We start from the raw sequence: 19,548 nt of genomic DNA, 5'->3' as shown, positions 1-19,548 counted from the left end.
CGGCGCGTCATTGGGCGAGTCCGGGCGGCATGCCGGCCAGCGGATGACGGAAGCTCCACGGCGCGTGTTTCTCGAACAGGCGGCCGAGGCGCAGCAGCAGGCCGTCGCTGCCCATCGGCCCCATCAGCTGCACCGGCGTCGGCAGGCCGGCGGCGTCCACCCCGTGCGGCAGCGTCAGCGCGGGAATGCCCGCGACATTGGCGAGCGCGGCATAGGGCGCGAGCGCGCTCATCCGCTTCCAGTGCAGCGCCGTGTCGTCGTGGTCGAGCGGGAAGGCGCCGATTTCCGGCGGCGCCGACGACAGCATCGGGGTCAGCAGCACGTCGACGGTGGTGAAGGTGTCCCACATCGCCTGGGCGACGCGCGCGGCCGTCAGGTCAGTCTCGTAAAGGGTCGCCGCCGACATGCCGACGCCCTCCTCGATCAGCCGGTGCACCAGCGGCGAGACGTCGTCCTCGGCGAGCGCGTCGCGGATCGGCCCGAGATTGCGTGCGAAATTGGCGGCGATCACCCGGGCGAACACCGTCTGCGACTGGTCGACGAGATCGGCGAAAACCGCCGGATCGAGCATCGCGATCGGGTGGCCGTGGCTGCGCAGGAAGTCGGCGGCGGCGCGCACCGCCTGCGCCCGCTCCGGCGCGATCGCCGTGTTCGGCGCCTCGGCAAGCACGCCGATCCGCAGCGGGCCGGTGCGGGTGTCGAGCCATTCGCGCACCGGCAGGCGCAGGTCCGGGTCCGGCAGCGGGCCGCGCGCACGGCCGGCAAGAACGTCGAGGGCGGCCGCCGTGTCGCGCACCGAACGGCTGATCACCAGTTCGCTGGCGATGCCGAACAGGTGGTTGCCGAAGTCCGGGCCGGTCGGGGTGGCCCCGCGCGTGGTCTTGAGGCCGACGAGGCCGCAGCAGGCGGCGGGCACCCGGGTCGAGCCGGCGGCGTCCGTGGCATGGGCCAGCGGCACGATGCCGGCCGCGACCGCCGCGGCGGCGCGCCGGAGGAGCCGCCGGGGGTCAGCCGCTCGTCGAGCGGATTGCGCGCGATCGGTCCGATCGCCGGTTCCGACGACAGGGCAAGGCCGAATTCCGGCACGGTGGTGACCCCGAAGGGCAACAGGCCGGCGGCGCGGAAGCGGCGGGTCAGGTGGTCATCGTCGGCGAGGATCGGCGGGCGGCGCGCCAGAAACCGGCAGCCGACCACCTTCGGCAGGCCGCGCGCGGCGGCGCCCAGATCCTTCATCAGGAAGGGCAGGCCGCCGAAGGGGGCGGCCAGGGCTTCCGGCTCGCCGCGGGTCAGGCGCTCCTCGAAGCCGCGCGCCGCCGCCATGCCCATCGCCGCGTCCACATGGCGCACGGCGCCGAGCCGCTCGAAGTCGGCGACGGCGGCAAGGGAGGCGGCCATCACGTCGGTCGCGGTGGTGCGGCCGCTGCGGATGGCATCGGCGAGCGCGAGGGCGTCAGCCATGATCGACGAAGTCCATGCAGGTCACGGGGCCTCCGGATGCGGATGGGCCGGATCGAATCGGCCTGCGGACGAATCGCGGCATTCCGCGACCCGTCCCTGGTGTTCGCCCCCGGGTGCGCCCCGAGCAGGGGCGGCAGTCTGTCAGCTTGGTTCGGATTCGTCGATCGGAACCTCGAAGCTGCCGGCCTTGATCGCCGCCCGCTTCTCCTCCATCGCCGCCAGTGCCTCCGCCGGAACGTCGGCCTGGCTGAAGAGGATGTCGTTGCCGCCGTATTTCATGAAGGAATATTCGGTGTAGTCGCGGCCCGTCGGCTTGCCGGCGGCAATATCGGCGAGGATCGCGTCGATCGTCGGGCGATAATACCACATGGCATTGGCGAACACCGTGCCCGGGTAGCGCTCGGTGTAGTCGATCAGCGAGCCGATCGCCTTGACGCCGCGCTCCTTGGCCGCGTCGGCTGTGCCGATGCGCTCGCCGAACAGGATGTCGGCGCCGGCGTCGATCTGGGCGATCGCCGCCTCCTTGGCCTTCGGCGGATCGAACCAGGTGCCGATGAAGCCGTTCAGGAACTTCGCGTCCGGCGAGACCTCCTTCACGCCGGCGCGAAAGGCGTTGATCAGCAGGTTGACCTCGGGGATCGGATAGCCGCCGACCGAGCCGAAGGTGCCCGTCTTCGACATCTTGCCCGCCAGCATGCCGGCGAGATAGGCGGCCTCGTGGTTGCGGGTCCCGAACACGCCGAAATTGTCGCCCTGCGGGCCGCCGGACGAGCCCATCAGGAAGGCGGTCTCGGGATAGTCCTCGGCGACCTGGCGCGCCTCGGTCTCGACCGCGTAGGATTCGCCCCAGATCAGCCTGGCCCCCTGGTCGGCATATTCGCGCATGGCGCGGGCGTAGTCGGTGCCCGACACGCCTTCGGAGAAGACATAGTCGATCACGCCGTCGTTTGCGGCGCCGAGCAGCGCCTCGTGGACCCGCGAGTTCCAGGCATTCTCGACCGGCGAGGAATGGACCCCGGCGACCTTGATCTTGTCGGCCGCGAAGCCTTCGGCAGAATGAGCGACCCGGCCGTGGCGGCCGTCGCGGCCAGCAGGCTGCGGCGCGTGAGCGAAAACGACATTGCGGCTGTTCCCCGTGAGGTCGATCCGGGCCCCTTGGGCGAGCCCGTTCAATTTTTTTCAACGGATCAAAATTCCGTTTGCCCATGAAATTGTCAAGGGCGTTTCATGGGCAGTCCACTGTCGCAGCCCGGTGCGAAACAGCCGGTTCAGCGAGCGTCGCGGTCGCGTTCGAGCCAGCGGTCGAGAGGCCGGACCACGATCAGCAGGAACAGGGTGAGGCCGAGCGCGACGGCCACCAGCAGCCACGAGGCGAGCGCGCAGGTGACGGCCAGCGCCCCGGTCATCCAGATCGACGCGGCCGTGGTGAGGCCCTTGATCCGGCCGCGGTCGGGATCGCGCAGCACGACGCCGGCGCCGATGAAGCCGATGCCGGTCATCACCCCCTGCAGCACGCCCTGGATGACGCGGCTGAGCGCATCGGGATTCTCGGCCATGCCCGGCACATGGGTGGCCACCAGCGTCACCAGCGCGACGCCGAGCGCGACGAGACCGAGGGTGCGCATGCCGACCGGCTTGCCGTTCCAGCTGCGGTCGCGCCGACGATCATGCCGGCGGCCATGGCCGCCACCAGCCGGAACACGGCGTCGGTTCCGCCGGCCGCGGTGATGTCGATATCGAACATGGCATTTTCCCTCGCACACCCGCTCTTGCCGGCAGGCCCGAAGAGAGGAACGCGCGAGACGCCCGGATGGTTCCGAGCCGGCTAGGCTCTTGCGATCTTTGGACGGCGTGACATCGACCGGAGAGAGGCCCTTCACGCCCTCCCCCTGCGCCCTCGATACGCTATATCTGGCAGATGCGTGCTGCCAGCCTGCTCCATCCGACGCCCACCGGGCTCTATTGCCCCGTCGGCGACTTCCACATCGACCCGCCCCGGCCGGTGGCGCGGGCGCTGATCACCCATGGCCATTCCGACCATGCCCGGGCCGGCCACGGCGAGGTGCTGGCCACGCGCCAGACCCTCGACATCATGCGCCTGCGCTACGGCGAGGACTTCGCCGCCCGCACGCAGGCGATCTCGCTCGGCGAGCAGATCGACGTCGGCGGCGTGACCGTGAGCTTCCACCCGGCCGGCCATGTGCTCGGCTCGGCGCAGATCCGCCTTCAGAAGGACGGCTTCGTGATCGTTGCCTCCGGCGACTACAAGCGCCGCCCAGATCCGACCTGCCTGCCCTTCGAGCCGGTTCCCTGCGACGTGTTCATCACCGAGGCGACCTTCGGCCTGCCGGTGTTCCGCCATCCGGACGACGCCACCGAGATTGCCAAGCTCATCGCCTCGGTCGGGCAGTTTCCCGAGCGCGCCCATCTCGTCGGCGCCTATTCGCTCGGCAAGGCGCAGCGGGTGATCGCCCTGATCCGCGCGGCCGGCTACGACGCGCCGATCTATCTCCACGGCGCGATGGCAACGCTCTGCACCTATTTCCAGTCGGAAGGCATCGATCTCGGCGACCTGCGCCCGGCGACCGTGTCCGCCGGCAAGAGCGATGCGAATGGGGAGGCCAAGTCCGCCTTTGCCGGGGCGATCGTCATCTGCCCGCCCTCCGCCGTCGCGGACACCTGGGCGCGGCGCTTTCCCGAGCCGCTGATCGCCTTTGCCTCCGGCTGGATGCAGGTGCGCCAGCGCGCGAAGCAACGCGGCGTGGAACTGCCGCTGATCCTCTCCGACCACGTCGACTGGGACGATCTCACCGCCACGATCCGCGAACTGGCGCCGCAGGAGGTCTGGGTCACCCATGGCCGGGAGGAGGCGCTGGTGCGCTGGTGCGAGCTGGAGGGCGTCCCCGCCCGCCCGCTGCATCTCGTCGGCTTCGAGGACGAGGCGGAATAGATGAAGGCCTTTGCCGCCCTGCTCGAACGACTGGTCCTGACACCGCAGCGCACCGTCAAGCTGCGGCTTCTGGCCGACTATTTTCGAAACGCGCCCGATCCCGACCGCGGCTATGCGCTGGCCGCGATCTGCGGGACGCTGGACCTCAAGGCCCTGAAGCCGGCGCTGCTGCGTGAACTCGTCGGCGAGCGGGTCGACCCGGTGCTGTTCGGCTATTCCTACGACTATGTCGGCGACCTTGCCGAGACGATCGCGCTGATCTGGCCGATCCCGGACGATGTGCCGACGGAGGCGCGGGGCGCCGACCTCGCCCTCGGCGGCGTGGTCGAGCGGCTGCGCCTGCTCGGGCGCGGCGAGACGGCGGCGATGGTGCGGGACACGCTCGACCGGCTCGGCCCCTCCGAACGCTTCGCCTTCCTGAAACTCGGCACCGGCGGCCTGCGCGTCGGCGTCTCGGGCCGGCTGGCGATGCAGGCGCTGGCCAGCCTCGGCGAGGTCGAGGCCGCCGATCTCGAGGCCCTGTGGCATGGGCTGGGCCCGCCCTACACGGCGCTGTTCGCCTTCGCGCTCGGAACCGGGCCGCGTCCGGAACCGCGCAGCCGCGCGGTGTTCCGCCCGGTGATGCTCTCCACCGCGATCACCGACGCGACCTTGCCGCGCTCGATCCGTCCGACTTCGTCGCCGAGTGGAAATGGGACGGCATCCGCGTCCAGGCGGTGAATCTGGCCGGCGAGCGCCGGCTCTATTCGCGCAGCGGCGAAGACATTTCCGCCGCCTTCCCCGACGTGGTCGAGGCGATCGACTTTGCCGGCGTGATCGACGGCGAACTGCTGGTCGGCGGCACCCTGCGCTCCAACCGCCCGACCGGCACCTTCTCCGACCTGCAGCAGCGGCTCAACCGCAAGACCGTCACCCGCGCGCTCGCCGGCCAGTTGCCCGCTTTCATCCGCGCCTATGACGTTCTGGAAGATGCGTCGGGCGACGTCACGGGCGAGACCTTCCTGGATCGCCGCGCCCGGCTGGAGGCGCTGGTGGCCGCCGCCGACCCGGCGCGCTTCGACCTGTCGCCGCTGGTCGACTTCTCGGCCTGGGACGAGCTCGACCGGCTGCGGACCGAGCCGCCCGATCCGGTGATCGAGGGGGTGATGGTCAAGCGGCGGGCCTCGCCTTACGTGGCCGGGCGCTACAAGGGCGACTGGTTCAAGTGGAAGCGGGCGCCGCATGTGGTCGACGCAGTGCTGCTCTATGCCCAGCGCGGCCACGGCAAGCGCTCGAGCTTCTATTCCGACTTCACTTTCGGCGTCTGGACCTTCGACGGCGAGCGCGACGTGCTGGTGCCGGTGGGCAAGGCCTATTTCGGCTTCACCGACGCGGAACTGGCCGAGCTGGACCGCTGGGTGCGGGCCAACACCACCGAGCGCTTCGGGCCGGTGCGCTCGGTGCGCGCCGAGGCCGACCACGGCTTCGTGGTGGAGGTCGCCTTCGAGGGCCTTGCCCGGTCCAGCCGGCACAAGTCCGGGGTTGCCATGCGCTTTCCGCGCATCGCGCGCCTGCGCCGCGACAAGCTTCCCCGTGAGGCCGACCGGCTGGAGACGCTGGCGGCGATGCTGCCGCCCGAGACGATCAAACCCGACGTCAGGCCGAAAGGCCGTGGGCCGCGATGACGGCGCTGATCTTCGCGTCGAGCTCTTCTGTCGGCAGCAGCGCCGGTGCCCGGCTCGCCCCGACGCTCGGGTCCATCAGGTAGAGCGCGCGCTTGGTCATCGCCGGCGGATAGCCGAGGCCGTAGAGATCGGCGCGAAGCGCCGTGAACCGGGCCTGCGCCGCCTCGGCCGCCGCCATGTCGCCGGCGGCAAAGGCCCGGCAGATCGCCGGCGGGGCGCCCGGCATGGCGTTGGCGAGCCCCGAGATGCAGCCCCCCGACCCGTTCTGCAGGCCATGCAGCACGAGCGAATCCGGGCCGGAGAAGACGTCGAAGTCGTCGCGGCCGCGGGCGACGGCGAGATAGGCCTCGAGCGTGTCCCTGCCCCCGCCGGAATCCTTGATGCCGAGGATGTTGGGATGATCGGCAAGGCGCGCGCAGGTCTCCGGCGCGATGTGATTCTGGGTGCGGGCCGGGATGTCGTAGAGATAGACCGGCTTGTCGACCGCATCGGCGACGCGGGTGAAGTGGTCGGCGAGCCCCTCCTGCGTGCAGGGGATGAAATAGGGCGCGATCACCGACAGCGCGTCGACGCCGGTCTTCTGGCATTCGCGCGCCAGCAGGATCGTCTCGAAGGTCGAGGGCGTGCCGACATTGACCCACACCTTCACCCGGCCGGCGACGGCGTCGACGATGGTCTCGGTCACCGTCACCTTCTCTGCGAAGGTCAGGGCGGTGAAGTCGCCGTTGGTGCCGCAGGCAAGGATGTTGTTGCCGGCTGCGGCCTGGCGCGCGGCCTGGCGCCGGATTGCACCGAAGTCGACCGCCTCGTCGGGCGAAAAACAGGTGACCAGCGCGACGAAGGGCAGGGCTTTACGCATCGGGGAACTCCGGAACCAACGCAAGGAACGCAAGGCATGCGAACGCGCGGCGGCAGCTCAGGCCGCCACCGCCTCGTAGGCCGTCTCGTAGACGGCGAGGATGTCGGCTTCCGTCATCTCGCGCGGATTGTTGTCGAGCAGGCGCCGGATCGCCACCGCTTCGGCCGCCATCACCGCAAGGTCGCCGCGCGGCACGCCGGCGGCGGCAAGCGTCATGTCGAGGCCGAGGCCGGCGCAGAAGTCGCGGGCCAGAACGAACACCTCGTCCGGATCCGTGCTTGGCGCAAGGCCCATCAGCGCCAGGACCTCGGCCGTGCGCGCGGGCACGGCCGGGGCGTTGAAGGCCAGCACATGCGGGAAGATCAGCGCGTTGGCCGCGCCGTGGGGAATGCCGTGGCGGGTGCCGAGCGGATAGGCCAGCGCATGGCCGGCCGCGGTGTTGACCGGGCCGAGGCAGATACCGCCGTAGTAGGAGGCGAGCAGCATCGCCGCCCGCGCCTCGGCGTCGGCGCCATGGGCCACGCAGCGCTTGAGATGGGCCCCGACGAGGCGGATGCCCTCGCGGGCAAAACCGTCGATCAGCGGATGGGCACGCTTGCTGGTGAAGGCCTCGACGCAGTGGGCCAGCACGTCGACGCCGGTGGCCGCCGTGACCGCCGGCGGCACCGTCAGTGTCAGGTCCGGATCGAGGATCGCCAGATCGGCCAGCATGTGCCGGCTTTCCACCGCCAGCTTCGCCTGCGTCGCCGGATCGGTGACGAGCGCGCGGATGCCCGCTTCGCTGCCGGTGCCGGCGGTGGTCGGGATCTGCACGATCGTGGAGGGTCGGCGCGCGACCCTGTCCGGACCGACGATGTCGCGGATGGTCTGTTCGCCCGGCCACAGCACGGCGACAAGCTTGGCCAGATCCATGGCGCTGCCGCCGCCGAAGCCGATCACGAGGTCCGGCCGCAGCTCGGCCGCCACCGCAAGCGCGGCGGCGAGATCCTCGAGGTCCGGCTCGCCGGCCAGCGTGCCGTGAACGACCGTTCCGTCCGGCAGGCCGAGCAGGCCGATCCGCCCCGCGTTATACGCATCGGCCACCACGAGGATCCGGGAATGGCCCTCGCGCGCCACGAACGGGCCGAGGCGGGCGACGGTGCCGCTGCCGTAGTCGAGGAACCGGGGCTGGCAGAGGCCGATCGGGCGCGCATAGTCGGACATCGGACGCCTTCCCTTGAGTGCCGCACCCGCGACAGATGCCAACAAATTTGCCATCTTGTTAGCTTTTCGCGCGGGAGAAGGCAATCGCGAAAAGTGATCATCCTGTAATTGATTGTTTTTTAAGACTTAAATCCTGTCGACACCTGAGGTTTCAGGAAGGACATATTGACAAGTCGTCGCTTGTCATCACCGTTCCAGCCATGCGGCACCGGCCTGGGCCCCGGATCGCGCAAGGCCGGCAGGGCAACCGGGGGGAACGCGTGCTCCCCCCCGGTCCCGTCATCCCGCCGACGCGTCCCTCGTCTTCCGGCGCCGCCAAGGGGCGTTCGACATCCAGTTGCCGGCCATGATCGACCCGTAAGGCACGACCTCGTCCACCACCTCGGCAAGTCCGAAGCGCTCGATCTGGGCCCGGACCGCGCGCGCGCTCTTGTAGGCGCTCGGCAGTTCGGAGATGTCGGCGACGCCGCAGAAGAAGCGCGCGTCGATGCCGGCGGTCTCCTCGGCGAAGATCTCCGCGTCCGGCCGTCCGGCGTTGCGCCGCCGGTGCTGACCGCGCGAGAAGTTGCGCCCCGCCCCGTGGGGCGAGAAGCCGAGGGCGTTCGGCGCGTCCTTGCCGCGCACGATCAGCACCGGCTCCGCCATGTTGAGCGGGATCAGCGTCAGATCGGTCGCATCCTCCGCAAAGCCCGCGAAGGCCGGGGTCGCGCCCTTGCCGTGGTAGAACAGGCCGTCCGTCTTGCGGAAGACGAAGTTGTGCTCGTTCCAGAAGCGGTCGGAGACCGTCGCGGCCAGCCGATCCGCGGCGAGGTCGTGCAGGGCGACGTGGCTCGCCTTGGTCCAGGCCCGGATCAGCTGCAGGGCGTCGAAATAGCTTTCGCCCTCCACGGTGTCGGCCGGAATCCAGGCATTCTGCGGCAGGGTCTCGGGCGACAGCTGGCGCCGGAACCCCTCGGCGATCTTCATGCCCCGGTCGTAGAGCCGCGCGCCCGGCCCCCGCGACCCGTGGTGGGTCACGAGCGCGGTCTCGCCGCTCGAGCGGATCGTGCCCACGAAGGCAAAGTGGTTGCCGTCGCCCTGGGTCGCGAACTGCTCGATCGCCAGGCTCGTGTCCGCCGCCAGCAGCGGATGGGCCGCAAACCGCGCCATCAGCTCGTCCGGCGGACGGATCTGCGTGCCGCGCGCCCGGCCGCCCGGCCCGAAATGCGTGACCGCATGGACCGCATCGAGCAGAGCCGCCGGATCGACGCCCGGGAACACCGAGATCGCCAGGGAGCAGCAGATGTCGGCCGAGTGCATGCCGGGGTGGATCGCCTCCGAGGCGACCACGCCGCCCACCGGGATCGTGCCCGGCGGGCCGGCCGGGCAGGCATCGGGCATGATCGCCCCGGCCCGCAGCACCGGCGTGCGCATCAGTTCCCGCATGCTGGAGGCAACCGACTCGATGTTGGTGATCTCCTCGGGCGTCTCGGCCTCGATGTTGACGAAGAAGGCCCTCTCGCCCGCACCGCGCAGCGGCACGGCCGGCGCCGGGGCATGGGCGAGCGCCGCCTCCAGCGCGGCGGCATCGGTGCCGCCGTCCTCCAGGACGCGGTTGGCGGCGACCAGCGCCGCGGCGAACCAGCGGCCCTGCCGGTGACCGGCGTCGATGAGATCCTGTCCGCTCATGACCTTCGCCATGGTGTCCTTCCTTCCGGGACGGTCCCTCCGTCCCCCATCTGCCGGCCCTCGTCTGCCGGCCGGAAAATCCGTTGCAGGAATGCCCGGCGGAGACCGGGACGCGTGTCGTCAGAGATCACCGCTCACCCGAACGCCCCCGAGCGGGGTGTCCTGCGCGGCAGCCGGGTGGCAGGGCGCCGGCGGACCGCCCGATGTCGCCAGAGGGACCCGGTGCCGGATCGCTGCGTCGGTCATCGGTCCGCCCGCCGGCGAGGGTGCAGACACGGATTTGTCTGCCGTCGTTCTTGCTCTCTGCTTCACGACCCGGCTGTTTCAAGCGACGTGCCAAGTGCCCAGATCACCGCCAACGCGGCGAGATTTTTCTGTAATTCACTGATTTTAATTGGTTATTTTTCTCGGCACTCTTCAGGCCGAGGCGCAGCCGATGGACCGGAAATGTGGGAGATGATAGAAGCAGATAACTTTTTATAGGATCGGATATGAAGCGCCGCGTTGCGATCGGTTTCATCGGCACCTCCCTCGACACCGGCCGGACCGAGGAGCGCTGGAACAAGTGGCGGCCGACGGTCGCGCTGTGCCAGCAGGACGACCTGTTCATCGACCGCCTCGAACTGCTGGTCGATCACCATGCCATGACCCTCGCCGACCGGGTGACGGCGGACATCGAGCAGGTCTCGCCGGCCACCGAGGTGCGCCGCCACCTGATCAGCATCAAGGATCCCTGGGATTTCGCCGAGGTCTATTCGCGCCTGCGCGATTTTGCCAACGGCTACGCCTTCGATCCGGAACGCGAGGACTATCTCGTCAACATCACCACCGGCACCCACGTCGCCCAGATCTGCTGGTTCCTCCTCACCGAGGCCCGCGACATCCCCGGCCGGCTGCTCCAGCTCTCGCCGCCGAAGCGGGGCGACGCCCAGCCGGGCATGATCGGGACGCACTCGATCATCGACCTCGAAATCTCGCGCTACGATGCCATCGCCACGCGCTTTGCCGCCGAGCGGATCGAGGCCACGTCCTTCCTGAAGTCCGGCATTCCCACCCGCAATCCGGCCTTCAACCGGATGATCGACGAGATCGAGAAGGTGGCGATCCGCTCGCGCGCGCCGGTGCTGCTCACCGGCCCCACCGGCGCCGGCAAGTCGCAGCTCGCCCGGCGGATCTACGACCTGAAGAAGGCGCAGCGCCAGTTTGCCGGCGCCTTCGTCGAGGTCAACTGCGCGACCCTGCGCGGCGATCAGGCGATGTCGACGCTGTTCGGCCACGTGCGCGGCGCCTTCACCGGCGCGCAGGCCGACCGGGCCGGGCTGATGAAGGCCGCCGACGGCGGCATGCTGTTCCTCGACGAGGTCGGCGAGCTCGGCCTCGACGAGCAGGCGATGTGCCTGCGCGCGATCGAGGAAAAGCGCTTCCTGCCGCTCGGCTCCGACCGGGACCAGGCGTCCGACTTCCAGCTGATAGCGGGGACCAACCGCGACCTCGGCGCGGAGGTCCGCCGCGGCCGCTTCCGCGAGGATCTTCTCGTCCGCCTCGACCTGTGGACCTTCGCGCTGCCGCCCCTGCGCGACCGGCGCGAGGACATCGAGCCCAATCTCGACTACGAACTGGCCCGCTTCTCCGAGCGCGAGGGCCGCAAGGCGACCTTCAACGCCGAGGCCCGCGCCCGCTTCCTCGCCTTCGCCGTGGCGCCGGACGCGTCGTGGCGCGGCAATTTCCGCGATCTCTCCGCCTCCGTCACCCGCATGGCCACGCTGGCGCCGAACGGGCGCATCGACGAGGCGACGGTGCGCGACGAGATCGCCCGCCTGTCGCGGACCTGGGTCGGCGCGGACGGGGACGCGGCCGGCCGCAGCATGGTCGAGGAGGTGCTGGGCAGCGCCGCGGCCGAGCTCGACCTGTTCGACCGCGTGCAGCTGGACGCCGTGATCGAGGTCTGCCGGCGCCACCGCACGCTCAGCGCCGCCGGCCGCGAGCTCTTCGGCGTCTCCCGCGAGAAGAAGTCGAGCGGCAACGACGCGACCGCCTGCGGAAATACCTCGCCCGCTTCGACCTCGCGTTTGCGGATCTGTCGGAGGTTTCCGCGCAGGACCGGAGCTGACTCCGGCCTGGGACGGCGGCGGCAGGACGGGGGCGGGCCAGGCAGACGGGAGGACCCGCGCGCTTCGCCGCCCTGATCCCTCGGCCCGCCCGATCACGCAACATCCGTGCGGTGATCACACAAAGTTTGGCAGACGAATCCTTGGCTTGGCGCCTCGGAAGGGCCATTATCCCTGCCGAGCCGGCGACCCCCGTCGTCCGGCCTCGCATCCTTGTCAGGAGCCCTGTCATGACCGCATTCGACGCCCGCCTTGTCGCCACCGCGCCGCTCTATCCGTGCGCCGTGTATGCGATGGCCGCGCCGACGTGCATGGCGTGGGTAAAAGGATCCGAGGCCGGACGAAGGGAGGTCGGCGATGCGCCCCATTCCCATCGAGATTGACGGCCGCGCCGTCGCCGTCGCCCGGCCCGAAGCCGAAGGATTCCGCTTCGTCGCCGTGAAGTTCGACGTCTGGGATCTCGACGGTCACGCCTTTGCGACCGTCGCCGCCGCACGCGAGGCCGCCGCAAAGCTCACCTCGGTCGGCAGGCCGGCCGCAAGGGCAGCTTGAACTCGGATATCGCTGAAATCGAGTGTCATCCCCGGCGAGCCGAGCGCAGCTCGGGGAGGGAAGGGGATCCAGAAGGCAGCCGTGGACTTCGGTGGCCAGCTTCTGGATCCCCTTCCCTCGCTTCGCTCGCCGGGGATGACAACAAGTCGGAGGGACCGCCCGGCCGCTCCGCGATTCTCCCCTCCAACATCATCCCATGACCGACCGCCGCGTCAGAAGGCCTGCAGGCCGTCGCCGGCATTCGGGTCGACGAGGCCGTGAAAGCGGCGGGCGGCGGCATGGGCAAAGCGTAGGGTCACCGCCTTGCGGGCGGCAGCCCCCAGCCGGTGGTCCGGCGCCTCGCGCAGGATGGCCGCGCCGAAGCCGTCGGCAATCAGCAGCCCGGCGTCCTCCGGGAAGATCTCCGCCGGCACTCCGGCATGGGTGGCGAAGAACAATCGGTCGCAGAACTCGCGATACTCCGGCCATTTGCGGTCGCGCGGAAATCCTCGATCGACGACTTGATCTCGACGATCCAGAGATCGCCCTTCGGCCCGAGCGCCACCACGTCGGCGCGCCGGCCGCTGCGCAACACCAGTTCCGTCACCACCGAAAAGCCGAAGCCGAGCATCAGCCGGCCGACGCCGCGCTGGATCATGCGCGCATGCGCCGATTGCCGGCCATCGAGCAGGCGCGGATCGTCGGCGAGGATGTCGGCGCCAGGCGGCAAGGGAGTCGGAGCGGGAAGCATGCCTGATCGTTCATGATCTGTTTCGCAAATGCAAGCGCTTCTGCAATCACGCGCCGTCGTTGGGCGAGGCACCGAACCGGGCATCCTCCGGATAGAGCGCGGCCATCCGCAGGCCCAGCGCCCGCGCGGCGGCCCCTTCCCCGCCGTCCCGCAGCAAGGCGAGCAGATCCAGCGCCGGCTGCTTCTTGGCCCGTTTGGGCAGCGTGCGGTAGCCGGGCGCTTCGTGGAGCCGGTCGACCAGTGCCCCCAGCCGGACGATCGCCGCTGCGGTTGCGCCGGCCCGGAGTTCGGCCCGGGCGGCAAGCCGGGCCGCGCCCGGCTCGTCCGACAGCCCGAGCGCATCGATGGCCGCGGCCGGCACCCTGTCGCCCGCATCGAGCCGGGCGGACAGTGCGGCCAGTTCGGCGCGCGCGGGATACTGCGGATCGGCGACGACAAGCCCCTTGGTAGCGGCCTCGAGGGCGATCGGCCGCGTGAAGGTCGAGATCGCCCGGCGCACGACATTGACCGAATAGAGGTGATCATGGACCTCATGGGTCGAGGCGACCGGCACGAGATCGAAGGGGACGTCCGGCCCGAGCCCCGCGAGCTGTGCGGCTGTTCCGCCGTCGAACACGTCGAACAGGCCGAAGACGAGATCGTGGCGAAATGCGCCGGACGACGACCGGGCAAGAAGATCGGCGAGATGCGGCTCGCCCGCGCGGGGAACCAGCCCTGCCGCCGCGCCCTGCCCGCCCGGCGCGCCGACGAAGGGATCGGGCGCAAAGGCGATCGCCTTGCCGTCGCCGCGCCGGCAGGCGGCGGCAAGCGCCCCGGAGGCGCCCATCGAGCTGCCATAGTGGACGACCCGCGCCGGCCTCAAGACGGCGCAGGCCGCATCCACCGCCCGGTCGATCGCCGGCCCGAGATCGCGATACCAGCAGCCCGACAGGTCGTTGAGGAACAGGCCGTGATGGCTGGTGCGGGCGAACAGCCGCGACAGCCCGAACTTGCCGGCCGGCACCCGCACCTGGCTGAACACCACGGCGAGAACGCCGCTGCCGCCGTCGCGCCGCTCGCATCGCACGGCAAGATCGCCGTCGATCGCGTCCAGCACCACCGCACCGCCCGCCATGTCCTCACCGCCGTTGCCCATTGCACTCCCCGCCCCGTCTCGCCACCATCTACACGAATCGGGCGGGGCGGTGGAACCGGGCACGGACGGACGCAATGACGAGCAGGATCACGGCCCCGGAGACGGATGCAACGAACATCGCCCCACCGCCGTCCCTCCGAGGCCGGCTCGACGCCCTCGATGTGGCCCGCGGCCTCGCGCTGGTGGCCATGGCGAGCTACCACCTCGCCTGGGACCTGTCCTTCTTCGAACTGATTTCGGCCGATGTCGCCGGCGATCCGGGCTGGCGCGCCTATGCCCGGGCGATCGCGGCGAGCTTCCTGCTGCTCGTCGGCGTGGGGCTGGTGCTCGGCCACGGCGGCGGGCTGCGGCGACGGCCGTTCCTGATCCGGCTGGCAAAGATCGTGGCGGCCGCAGCCTTGATCAGCGCGGCCACCTACGTGGCCTTCCCGGACACCTTCATCTATTTCGGCATCCTGCATCACATCGCGCTGGCCAGCGTCGTCGGCCTTGCCTTCCTGCGCCTGCCGGCGATGGTGACGCTGGCCGCCGCTGCCCTCGCACTGGTCCTGCCGAGCCTTGTCGTCCTGCCGGCGGAGACCGGCGCCCTCGGCTGGTGGACCGGTCTCACCGAATGGGTGAAGCCCGCCAACGACTTCGTGCCGCTGTTTCCGTGGATTTCCGCCGTGCTGGCCGGCATCGGCGTGACGCGGATCGCCATCCGCGCCGGGCTTGTCGCCCGCATCGGCCGCTGGCGCGCCAGCGCGATGCCGGTGCGGCTTCTGGCGAGCGCCGGACGCCACAGCCTTGCCGTCTATCTCATCCACCAGCCGCTGCTCTACGGCCTCGTCTGGCTGGCCGCGACGCTGCTGCCGGCCGACCCGGCGGTGGAGCGGGCGCGCTTCATCGACGCCTGCGAAGCCTCCTGCCGCGACATGTCGGGCGAGGCCGCGCTGTGCACGGCCCATTGCGGCTGCATCGGCGACAGGATCGCGGCGGAGGGCCTGTTCGGGACGCGGCGCAACGCCATGTCGAGCGGCGACCCGGAGGACATCCGCCGCGTGGAAAGCGCCTCGGCGGCCTGCGCGGCGGAGCTTACGGGCGACTGAGCGGCGGGGAAACCCGCCTCAGTCCTTCGCGCCCGCCTTCTCGGCGGCCTCGCGGCGCTCCTGCGCCTTCAGCTCCTCGATCCGCGGCATCGACATGATCGAATAGCCGGAATCGACGAAATGGATCTCGCCGGTGACGCCGGACGACAGATCCGAGAGGAGATAGAGCGCCGCACCGCCGACCTCTTCCAGCGAGACGGTCCGCTGCAGCGGCGCATTGCGGTGCTGGAAGGTCAGCATCAGCCGTGCGTCGGCGATGCCGGCGCCGGCCAGCGTGCGCACCGGGCCGGCCGAGATGGCGTTGACGCGGATGTTCTGCGGACCGAAGTCGCCGGCGAGATAGCGCACGGAGGATTCCAGCGCCGCCTTGGCGACGCCCATCACGTTGTAGTTCGGCATCACCCGGGTAGCGCCGGCATAGGTCAGCGTCACCATCGCGCCGCCGTCGGTCATCATCTCCGCCGCGCGCCTGGCGACTTCCGTGAAGGAGAAGCAGCTGATCAGCATGGTGCGCGCGAAATTCTCGCGGCTGGTGTCGGCGTAGCGGCCCTTGAGCTCGTTCTTGTCGGAAAAGCCGATGGCGTGGACGACGAAGTCGAGCTTGCCCCAGCGCGCCTTCAGCTCGTCGAACACCGCGTCGACCGTGGCGATGTCCTCGACGTCGCAGGGCAGCACGATGTCCGAGCCGACCTTCTCGGCCAGCGGCTTCACCCGGCGGCCGAAGGCGTCGCCCTGGTAGGTGAAGGCGAGTTCCGCGCCGTGGGCGGCCAGCTTGGAGGCGATGCCCCAGGCGATGGAATGGTCATTGGCGACGCCCATGATGAGCCCGCGCTTGCCCGACATCAGGCCCGTCATGAGAGATCCCGCAATGACTGAGAGGAAAAAAGGACCGTGGCGGGCACCGCCCGCCGGCGACCCCGCCGGGACGGCGGAACCGGAAGGTCGCGGCCCGCCGGTCCGGACGGAAAGCGTCCGGGGCCGCCGGCCGAACGGCGCCTCACGCCGCGTAGCGCTGGAACACCAGCGTGGCGTTGGTGCCGCCGAAGCCGAAGGAGTTGGACAGCACCGTGTCGAGCCGCACGTGGTCGCGCCGTTCCAGCACGATCGGCATGTCGGCGAAGGCCGGGTCCAGTTCCTCGATATGGGCGCTCTTGGCGATGAAGCCGTTGTTCATCATCAGCAGCGAGTAGATCGCCTCCTGCACGCCGGTGGCGCCCAGCGAGTGGCCGGTCAGCGCCTTGGTGGCCGAGATCGGCGGGCACTTGTCGCCCGCGCCGAACACCTTGCGCAGCGCCTCGAGTTCCGGGCCGTCGCCGGCCGGCGTCGAGGTGGCGTGCGGGTTGATGTAGTCGACCTTCTCCTTGACCGTGGAGAGCGCCATTCTCATGCAGCGCTCCGCGCCCTCGCCCGACGGGGCGACCATGTCGTAGCCGTCCGAGGTGGCGCCGTAGCCGACGAGCTCGCCGTAGATCCGCGCGCCGCGGGCCTTGGCATGCTCCAGTTCCTCGAGCACCAGCACGCCGGCGCGCCCGCGATCACGAAGCCGTCGCGGTTCCTGTCATAGGGGCGCGAGGCGGTGGAGGGGGTGTCGTTGTATTTCGCGCTCATGGCGCCCATGGCGTCGAACAGCACGGAGAGGGCCCAGTCGAGCTCCTCGCAGCCGCCGGCGAACATCACGTCCTGCTTGCCCCACTGGATCATCTCGTAGGCGTTGCCGATGCAGTGGTTCGACGTCGCGCAGGCCGAGGATATCGAGTAGTTGACGCCCTTGATCTTGAACCAGGTGGCGAGCGTCGCCGAGGCGGTCGACGACATCGCCTTCGGCACCGCGAACGGGCCGACGCGCTTGGGACCCTTGGCACGGGCAATGTCCGCGGCCTCGATCAAGGTCCTGGTCGAGGGACCGCCCGAGCCCATGATGATGCCGGTGCGCTCGTTGGAGATTTCCGTCTCCTCGAGCCCGGCGCACGGATCGCCTGGTCCATGGCCACATGGTTCCACGCCGTGCCGCCGCCGTGGAAGCGCATGGCGCGGCGGTCGACGACGTCGGCCGGGTCGAGCGTCGGCGCGCCGCAGACCTGGCTGCGGAAGCCGAGTTCGGCGAACTTCTCGGCGCGCACGATGCCCGACTTCGACTCGCGGAGGGAGGCCAGCACCTCCTGGGTGTTGTTTCCGATGGAGGAAACGATGCCCATGCCCGTCACGACGACCCGTCTCATGTCAGCCTCTTGTCATTCTGTAGTGCCGGCGATCCGGTCCGCGCCGCAGGCCTGCGGGCGGGCACCGGCCCGGTCTCCCATATTGCCATGCCACGCCCGGATACAAGGGGCGGCGCCGGCTGCGGTGCGGCGGAGCGCGAGGCTCAGGCCGCCGGAGCGTCCGTACGGAACAGGCCGACCTTGAGGTCGGTCGCCCGGAACACGATCTCGCCGTCGGCCTTGACCCAGCCGTCGGCGATGCCGAGCACGAGCCGGCCGCGCATCACGCGCTTGAAGTCGACGCCGTATTCCACGAGCTTCGTGGTCGGCACGATCTGGCCGGTGAACTTGACCTCGCCGGTGGAGATCGCCCGGCCGCGACCCGGCGACCCGGACCAGCCGAGGAAGAAGCCGACCATCTGCCACAGCGCGTCGAGGCCGAGGCAGCCCGGCATCACCGGATCGCCCTTGAAGTGGCAGGGGAAGAACCAGAGGTCGGGCCGGATGTCGAGTTCGGCACGCACGATGCCCTTGCCCGCCTCGCCGCCGGTTTCGGAGATCTCGGTGATCCGGTCGAACATCAGCATCGGCGGCAACGGCAGCTGGGCATTGCCCTGGCCGAACAGCTCGCCGCGTCCGCAGCTGAGCAGCGCCTCGTAATCGTAGCTCGACTGACGTTCTTCCATTCCGCGTTTTCTTCCGTCCCGTTGTTGTCGCTTTCGTGGCGGCGGACCTTCCGTGAACGGGCCGGAATCGAGGCCATCGTCCGGCGCGACCGCACAATTCGGCAGGAGTGGTATCATAGGCACGTGCCTGCCGAAAGACCGGGGGCGGGGAAAATGGCCGTGCGCAGCGGCTCTTGCGGGAGGCTGCCATGCAGGAAACGGCGTCATCATACCGGGCCTGAGCGGTCGCGGAACGCCGGCGGACGGCCCGTGCGGGCCGGCACGCATCGCAGGCCGGAGAGATTTCGGGACCAATTTCCGCATCGCCAGCGGCTCAACTTGCGCAAGATCACCGGACTTCCTAATATCTGCGCTGAATTCAGGCCGGTTTTGATCGTCAGGACCGTGAGACGACCGATGCGCACGGCATCAGGGCACCTGGGCGGGCCCGGCCGGGCATCCTCGCCGCGGCATCGCCGTGGTGCGGACGCCGGCCCGGGACGAGAGAGATCGAAGGCAGGCATGGACCACGAGAGCCCCATCCGCGAGACCGGCACGATGCACGAGGGACCCGCCCCCATGAAGCGCGAGGCGCGCGCCAGGTCCGGCTTCTGCGTGCGCACCATGCTGCGCGGCTCCGGCCTGCGCCCGACGCGCCAGCGCCTCGCCCTCGCCGAGCTGCTCTACAGCCACGGCCACCGCCACATCAGCGCCGAGCAGCTGCACGAGGAGGCCCAGGGGGCCGACGTGCCGGTGTCGCTCGCCACGATCTACAACACCCTGCACCAGTTCACCGAGGCCGGGCTGCTGCGCGAGGTCGCGGTCGACGGCACCAAGACCTATTTCGACACCAACGTCGACGACCACCACCACTTCTTCATCGAAGGCTCCAACGAGGTGGTCGACATCCCCGGCTCCAGCATCACGCTCGGCGCCCTGCCGCGCCCGCCCGAGGGCATGGAGATCGTCCGCGTCGACGTGGTCGTCCGTCTCCGTCCCAAGGACTGAGACCGGCCCAGCCGGGGCAATGATCGCACTCTTTCACGACGGGGTTCGGCCATGCCGGGCCCCGTTCGCGTTTGCGCGGCTGAAATTCAGATGAAACAGCGAATTTAGAGATGCCCGTGAGGCGCGCCTGCCGCGCCTGATGGCCGTCGTTTGTAGCTAGCGAAATAGCATATACGGGCGGGCAGAGAGGGGCACCGGCTTCCAGCCGGCGCCCCAACTAGCGATCAAGCCATGGAGGCAAGGAGGGACACAGCGGCGTCCC

13 protein-coding genes and 6 pseudogenes are annotated in these 19,548 nt (G+C 69.9%); 7 read left to right on the top strand and 12 right to left on the bottom strand.

The annotated features are described in order from the left end of the window. Positions 1-7 precede the first annotated feature (7 nt). The 4 genes and pseudogenes from A6302_RS07970 to A6302_RS24325 form a co-directional block, all read right to left on the bottom strand. Positions 8-1,461: pseudogene (locus A6302_RS07970) on the bottom strand (amidase). A gap of 138 nt (positions 1,462-1,599) precedes the next feature. Continuing rightward, positions 1,600-2,579: pseudogene (locus A6302_RS07965) on the bottom strand (BMP family protein). A 147-nt stretch (positions 2,580-2,726) separates the two neighbouring features. After that, positions 2,727-3,083, bottom strand: a complete 357-nt coding sequence (locus A6302_RS07960) for an MgtC/SapB family protein (protein WP_245293981.1) — start codon at positions 3,081-3,083, stop codon at positions 2,727-2,729. Next, entirely contained in the window at positions 3,041-3,202 is a 162-nt protein-coding gene (locus tag A6302_RS24325; protein WP_245293980.1) for a hypothetical protein, read from the bottom strand. Before A6302_RS24325 ends, A6302_RS07960 begins: the two co-directional genes overlap by 43 nt. A gap of 174 nt (positions 3,203-3,376) precedes the next feature. Between A6302_RS24325 and A6302_RS07955 the strand changes: the two genes are divergently transcribed. After that, positions 3,377-4,408, top strand: a complete 1,032-nt coding sequence (locus A6302_RS07955) for a ligase-associated DNA damage response exonuclease (RefSeq protein WP_069306595.1) — start codon at positions 3,377-3,379, stop codon at positions 4,406-4,408. Beyond that, positions 4,409-6,072, top strand: a pseudogene (locus A6302_RS07950) (cisplatin damage response ATP-dependent DNA ligase). Here the strand turns inward: A6302_RS07950 and A6302_RS07945 are convergent. The 3 genes from A6302_RS07945 to A6302_RS07935 all read right to left on the bottom strand — a co-directional run bounded on the left by A6302_RS07945 (position 6,044) and on the right by A6302_RS07935 (position 9,814). Continuing rightward, on the bottom strand, positions 6,044-6,931 hold the full coding sequence (locus A6302_RS07945; protein ID WP_069306594.1) for a dihydrodipicolinate synthase family protein: 888 nt from the start codon (positions 6,929-6,931) through the stop codon (positions 6,044-6,046). The pseudogene A6302_RS07950 and the gene A6302_RS07945 sit on opposite strands and share 29 nt — an antisense overlap. Positions 6,932-6,988: 57 nt before the next feature. Continuing rightward, positions 6,989-8,134: an iron-containing alcohol dehydrogenase gene (locus tag A6302_RS07940; protein ID WP_069306593.1), complete on the bottom strand. Its 1,146-nt coding sequence runs from the start codon at positions 8,132-8,134 to the stop codon at positions 6,989-6,991. A 279-nt stretch (positions 8,135-8,413) separates the two neighbouring features. Beyond that, positions 8,414-9,814 carry an RtcB family protein gene (locus A6302_RS07935; RefSeq protein WP_245293979.1) on the bottom strand — a complete coding sequence of 467 codons (1,401 nt, stop codon included), beginning with the start codon at positions 9,812-9,814 and terminating at the stop codon, positions 8,414-8,416. A gap of 479 nt (positions 9,815-10,293) precedes the next feature. Between A6302_RS07935 and rtcR the strand changes: the two are divergent. The 3 genes and pseudogenes from rtcR (at position 10,294) to A6302_RS07925 (ending at position 12,462) form a co-directional block, all read left to right on the top strand. Further along, positions 10,294-11,912: pseudogene (rtcR, locus tag A6302_RS07930) on the top strand (RNA repair transcriptional activator RtcR). 228 nt (positions 11,913-12,140) lie between these two features. Beyond that, positions 12,141-12,293: a hypothetical protein gene (locus A6302_RS22825; RefSeq protein WP_169833537.1), complete on the top strand. Its 153-nt coding sequence runs from the start codon at positions 12,141-12,143 to the stop codon at positions 12,291-12,293. Next, positions 12,268-12,462 (top strand): hypothetical protein, encoded by a 195-nt coding sequence (locus A6302_RS07925; RefSeq protein ID WP_069306592.1) that lies wholly within the window; start codon positions 12,268-12,270, stop codon positions 12,460-12,462. The genes A6302_RS22825 and A6302_RS07925 overlap by 26 nt, the downstream gene beginning before the upstream one ends. Positions 12,463-12,674: 212 nt before the next feature. On the opposite strand, the pseudogene A6302_RS07920 reads toward A6302_RS07925, so the two are convergent. Both A6302_RS07920 and A6302_RS07915 read right to left on the bottom strand, forming a co-directional pair. Continuing rightward, positions 12,675-13,099: pseudogene (locus A6302_RS07920) on the bottom strand (MmcB family DNA repair protein). A gap of 139 nt (positions 13,100-13,238) precedes the next feature. Continuing rightward, the gene (locus tag A6302_RS07915) at positions 13,239-14,327 is read right to left on the bottom strand and encodes a hypothetical protein (protein ID WP_069306591.1); all 1,089 of its coding nucleotides are present in this window, start codon (positions 14,325-14,327) and stop codon (positions 13,239-13,241) included. A 74-nt stretch (positions 14,328-14,401) separates the two neighbouring features. On the opposite strand from A6302_RS07915, the gene A6302_RS07910 reads away from it, so the two are divergent. Further along, positions 14,402-15,415 (top strand): acetyltransferase domain-containing protein, encoded by a 1,014-nt coding sequence (locus A6302_RS07910; RefSeq protein WP_069306590.1) that lies wholly within the window; start codon positions 14,402-14,404, stop codon positions 15,413-15,415. Between the two features lie 18 nt (positions 15,416-15,433). On the opposite strand, the gene fabI is transcribed toward A6302_RS07910, so the two are convergent. The 3 genes and pseudogenes from fabI to fabA all read right to left on the bottom strand — a co-directional run bounded on the left by fabI (position 15,434) and on the right by fabA (position 18,299). Beyond that, positions 15,434-16,270 (bottom strand): enoyl-ACP reductase FabI, encoded by an 837-nt coding sequence (fabI, locus tag A6302_RS07905; RefSeq protein ID WP_069306589.1) that lies wholly within the window; start codon positions 16,268-16,270, stop codon positions 15,434-15,436. 142 nt (positions 16,271-16,412) lie between these two features. Further along, positions 16,413-17,634: pseudogene (fabB, locus tag A6302_RS07900) on the bottom strand (beta-ketoacyl-ACP synthase I). A gap of 143 nt (positions 17,635-17,777) precedes the next feature. Then, positions 17,778-18,299: a 3-hydroxyacyl-[acyl-carrier-protein] dehydratase FabA gene (gene fabA / locus A6302_RS07895; RefSeq protein WP_069306588.1), complete on the bottom strand. Its 522-nt coding sequence runs from the start codon at positions 18,297-18,299 to the stop codon at positions 17,778-17,780. A gap of 558 nt (positions 18,300-18,857) precedes the next feature. Here fabA and irrA point away from each other — a divergent pair. After that, positions 18,858-19,286, top strand: coding sequence for an iron response transcriptional regulator IrrA (irrA, locus tag A6302_RS07890; RefSeq protein WP_069306606.1), 429 nt, complete (start codon positions 18,858-18,860; stop codon positions 19,284-19,286). Positions 19,287-19,548: the final 262 nt, after the last annotated feature.

Source organism: Methylobrevis pamukkalensis (assembly GCF_001720135.1).
Classification (GTDB): Bacteria; Pseudomonadota; Alphaproteobacteria; order Rhizobiales; family Pleomorphomonadaceae; genus Methylobrevis; species Methylobrevis pamukkalensis.
This window is presented reverse-complemented; position numbering and strand designations above follow the sequence as displayed.

Bases quoted from the DNA above. Each gene is read 5' to 3' on its own strand.
- A6302_RS07960 (WP_245293981.1), bottom strand. From the start codon at position 3,083: ATGCGCACCCTCGGTCTCGTCGCGCTCGGCGTCGCGCTGGTGACGCTG.
- A6302_RS24325 (WP_245293980.1), bottom strand. From the start codon at position 3,202: ATGTTCGATATCGACATCACCGCGGCCGGCGGAACCGACGCCGTGTTC.
- A6302_RS07955 (WP_069306595.1), top strand. From the start codon at position 3,377: ATGCGTGCTGCCAGCCTGCTCCATCCGACGCCCACCGGGCTCTATTGC.
- A6302_RS07945 (WP_069306594.1), bottom strand. From the start codon at position 6,931: ATGCGTAAAGCCCTGCCCTTCGTCGCGCTGGTCACCTGTTTTTCGCCC.
- A6302_RS07940 (WP_069306593.1), bottom strand. From the start codon at position 8,134: ATGTCCGACTATGCGCGCCCGATCGGCCTCTGCCAGCCCCGGTTCCTC.
- A6302_RS07935 (WP_245293979.1), bottom strand. From the start codon at position 9,814: ATGGCGAAGGTCATGAGCGGACAGGATCTCATCGACGCCGGTCACCGG.
- A6302_RS22825 (WP_169833537.1), top strand. From the start codon at position 12,141: ATGACCGCATTCGACGCCCGCCTTGTCGCCACCGCGCCGCTCTATCCG.
- A6302_RS07925 (WP_069306592.1), top strand. From the start codon at position 12,268: ATGCGCCCCATTCCCATCGAGATTGACGGCCGCGCCGTCGCCGTCGCC.
- A6302_RS07915 (WP_069306591.1), bottom strand. From the start codon at position 14,327: ATGGGCAACGGCGGTGAGGACATGGCGGGCGGTGCGGTGGTGCTGGAC.
- A6302_RS07910 (WP_069306590.1), top strand. From the start codon at position 14,402: ATGACGAGCAGGATCACGGCCCCGGAGACGGATGCAACGAACATCGCC.
- fabI (WP_069306589.1), bottom strand. From the start codon at position 16,270: ATGACGGGCCTGATGTCGGGCAAGCGCGGGCTCATCATGGGCGTCGCC.
- fabA (WP_069306588.1), bottom strand. From the start codon at position 18,299: ATGGAAGAACGTCAGTCGAGCTACGATTACGAGGCGCTGCTCAGCTGC.
- irrA (WP_069306606.1), top strand. From the start codon at position 18,858: ATGAAGCGCGAGGCGCGCGCCAGGTCCGGCTTCTGCGTGCGCACCATG.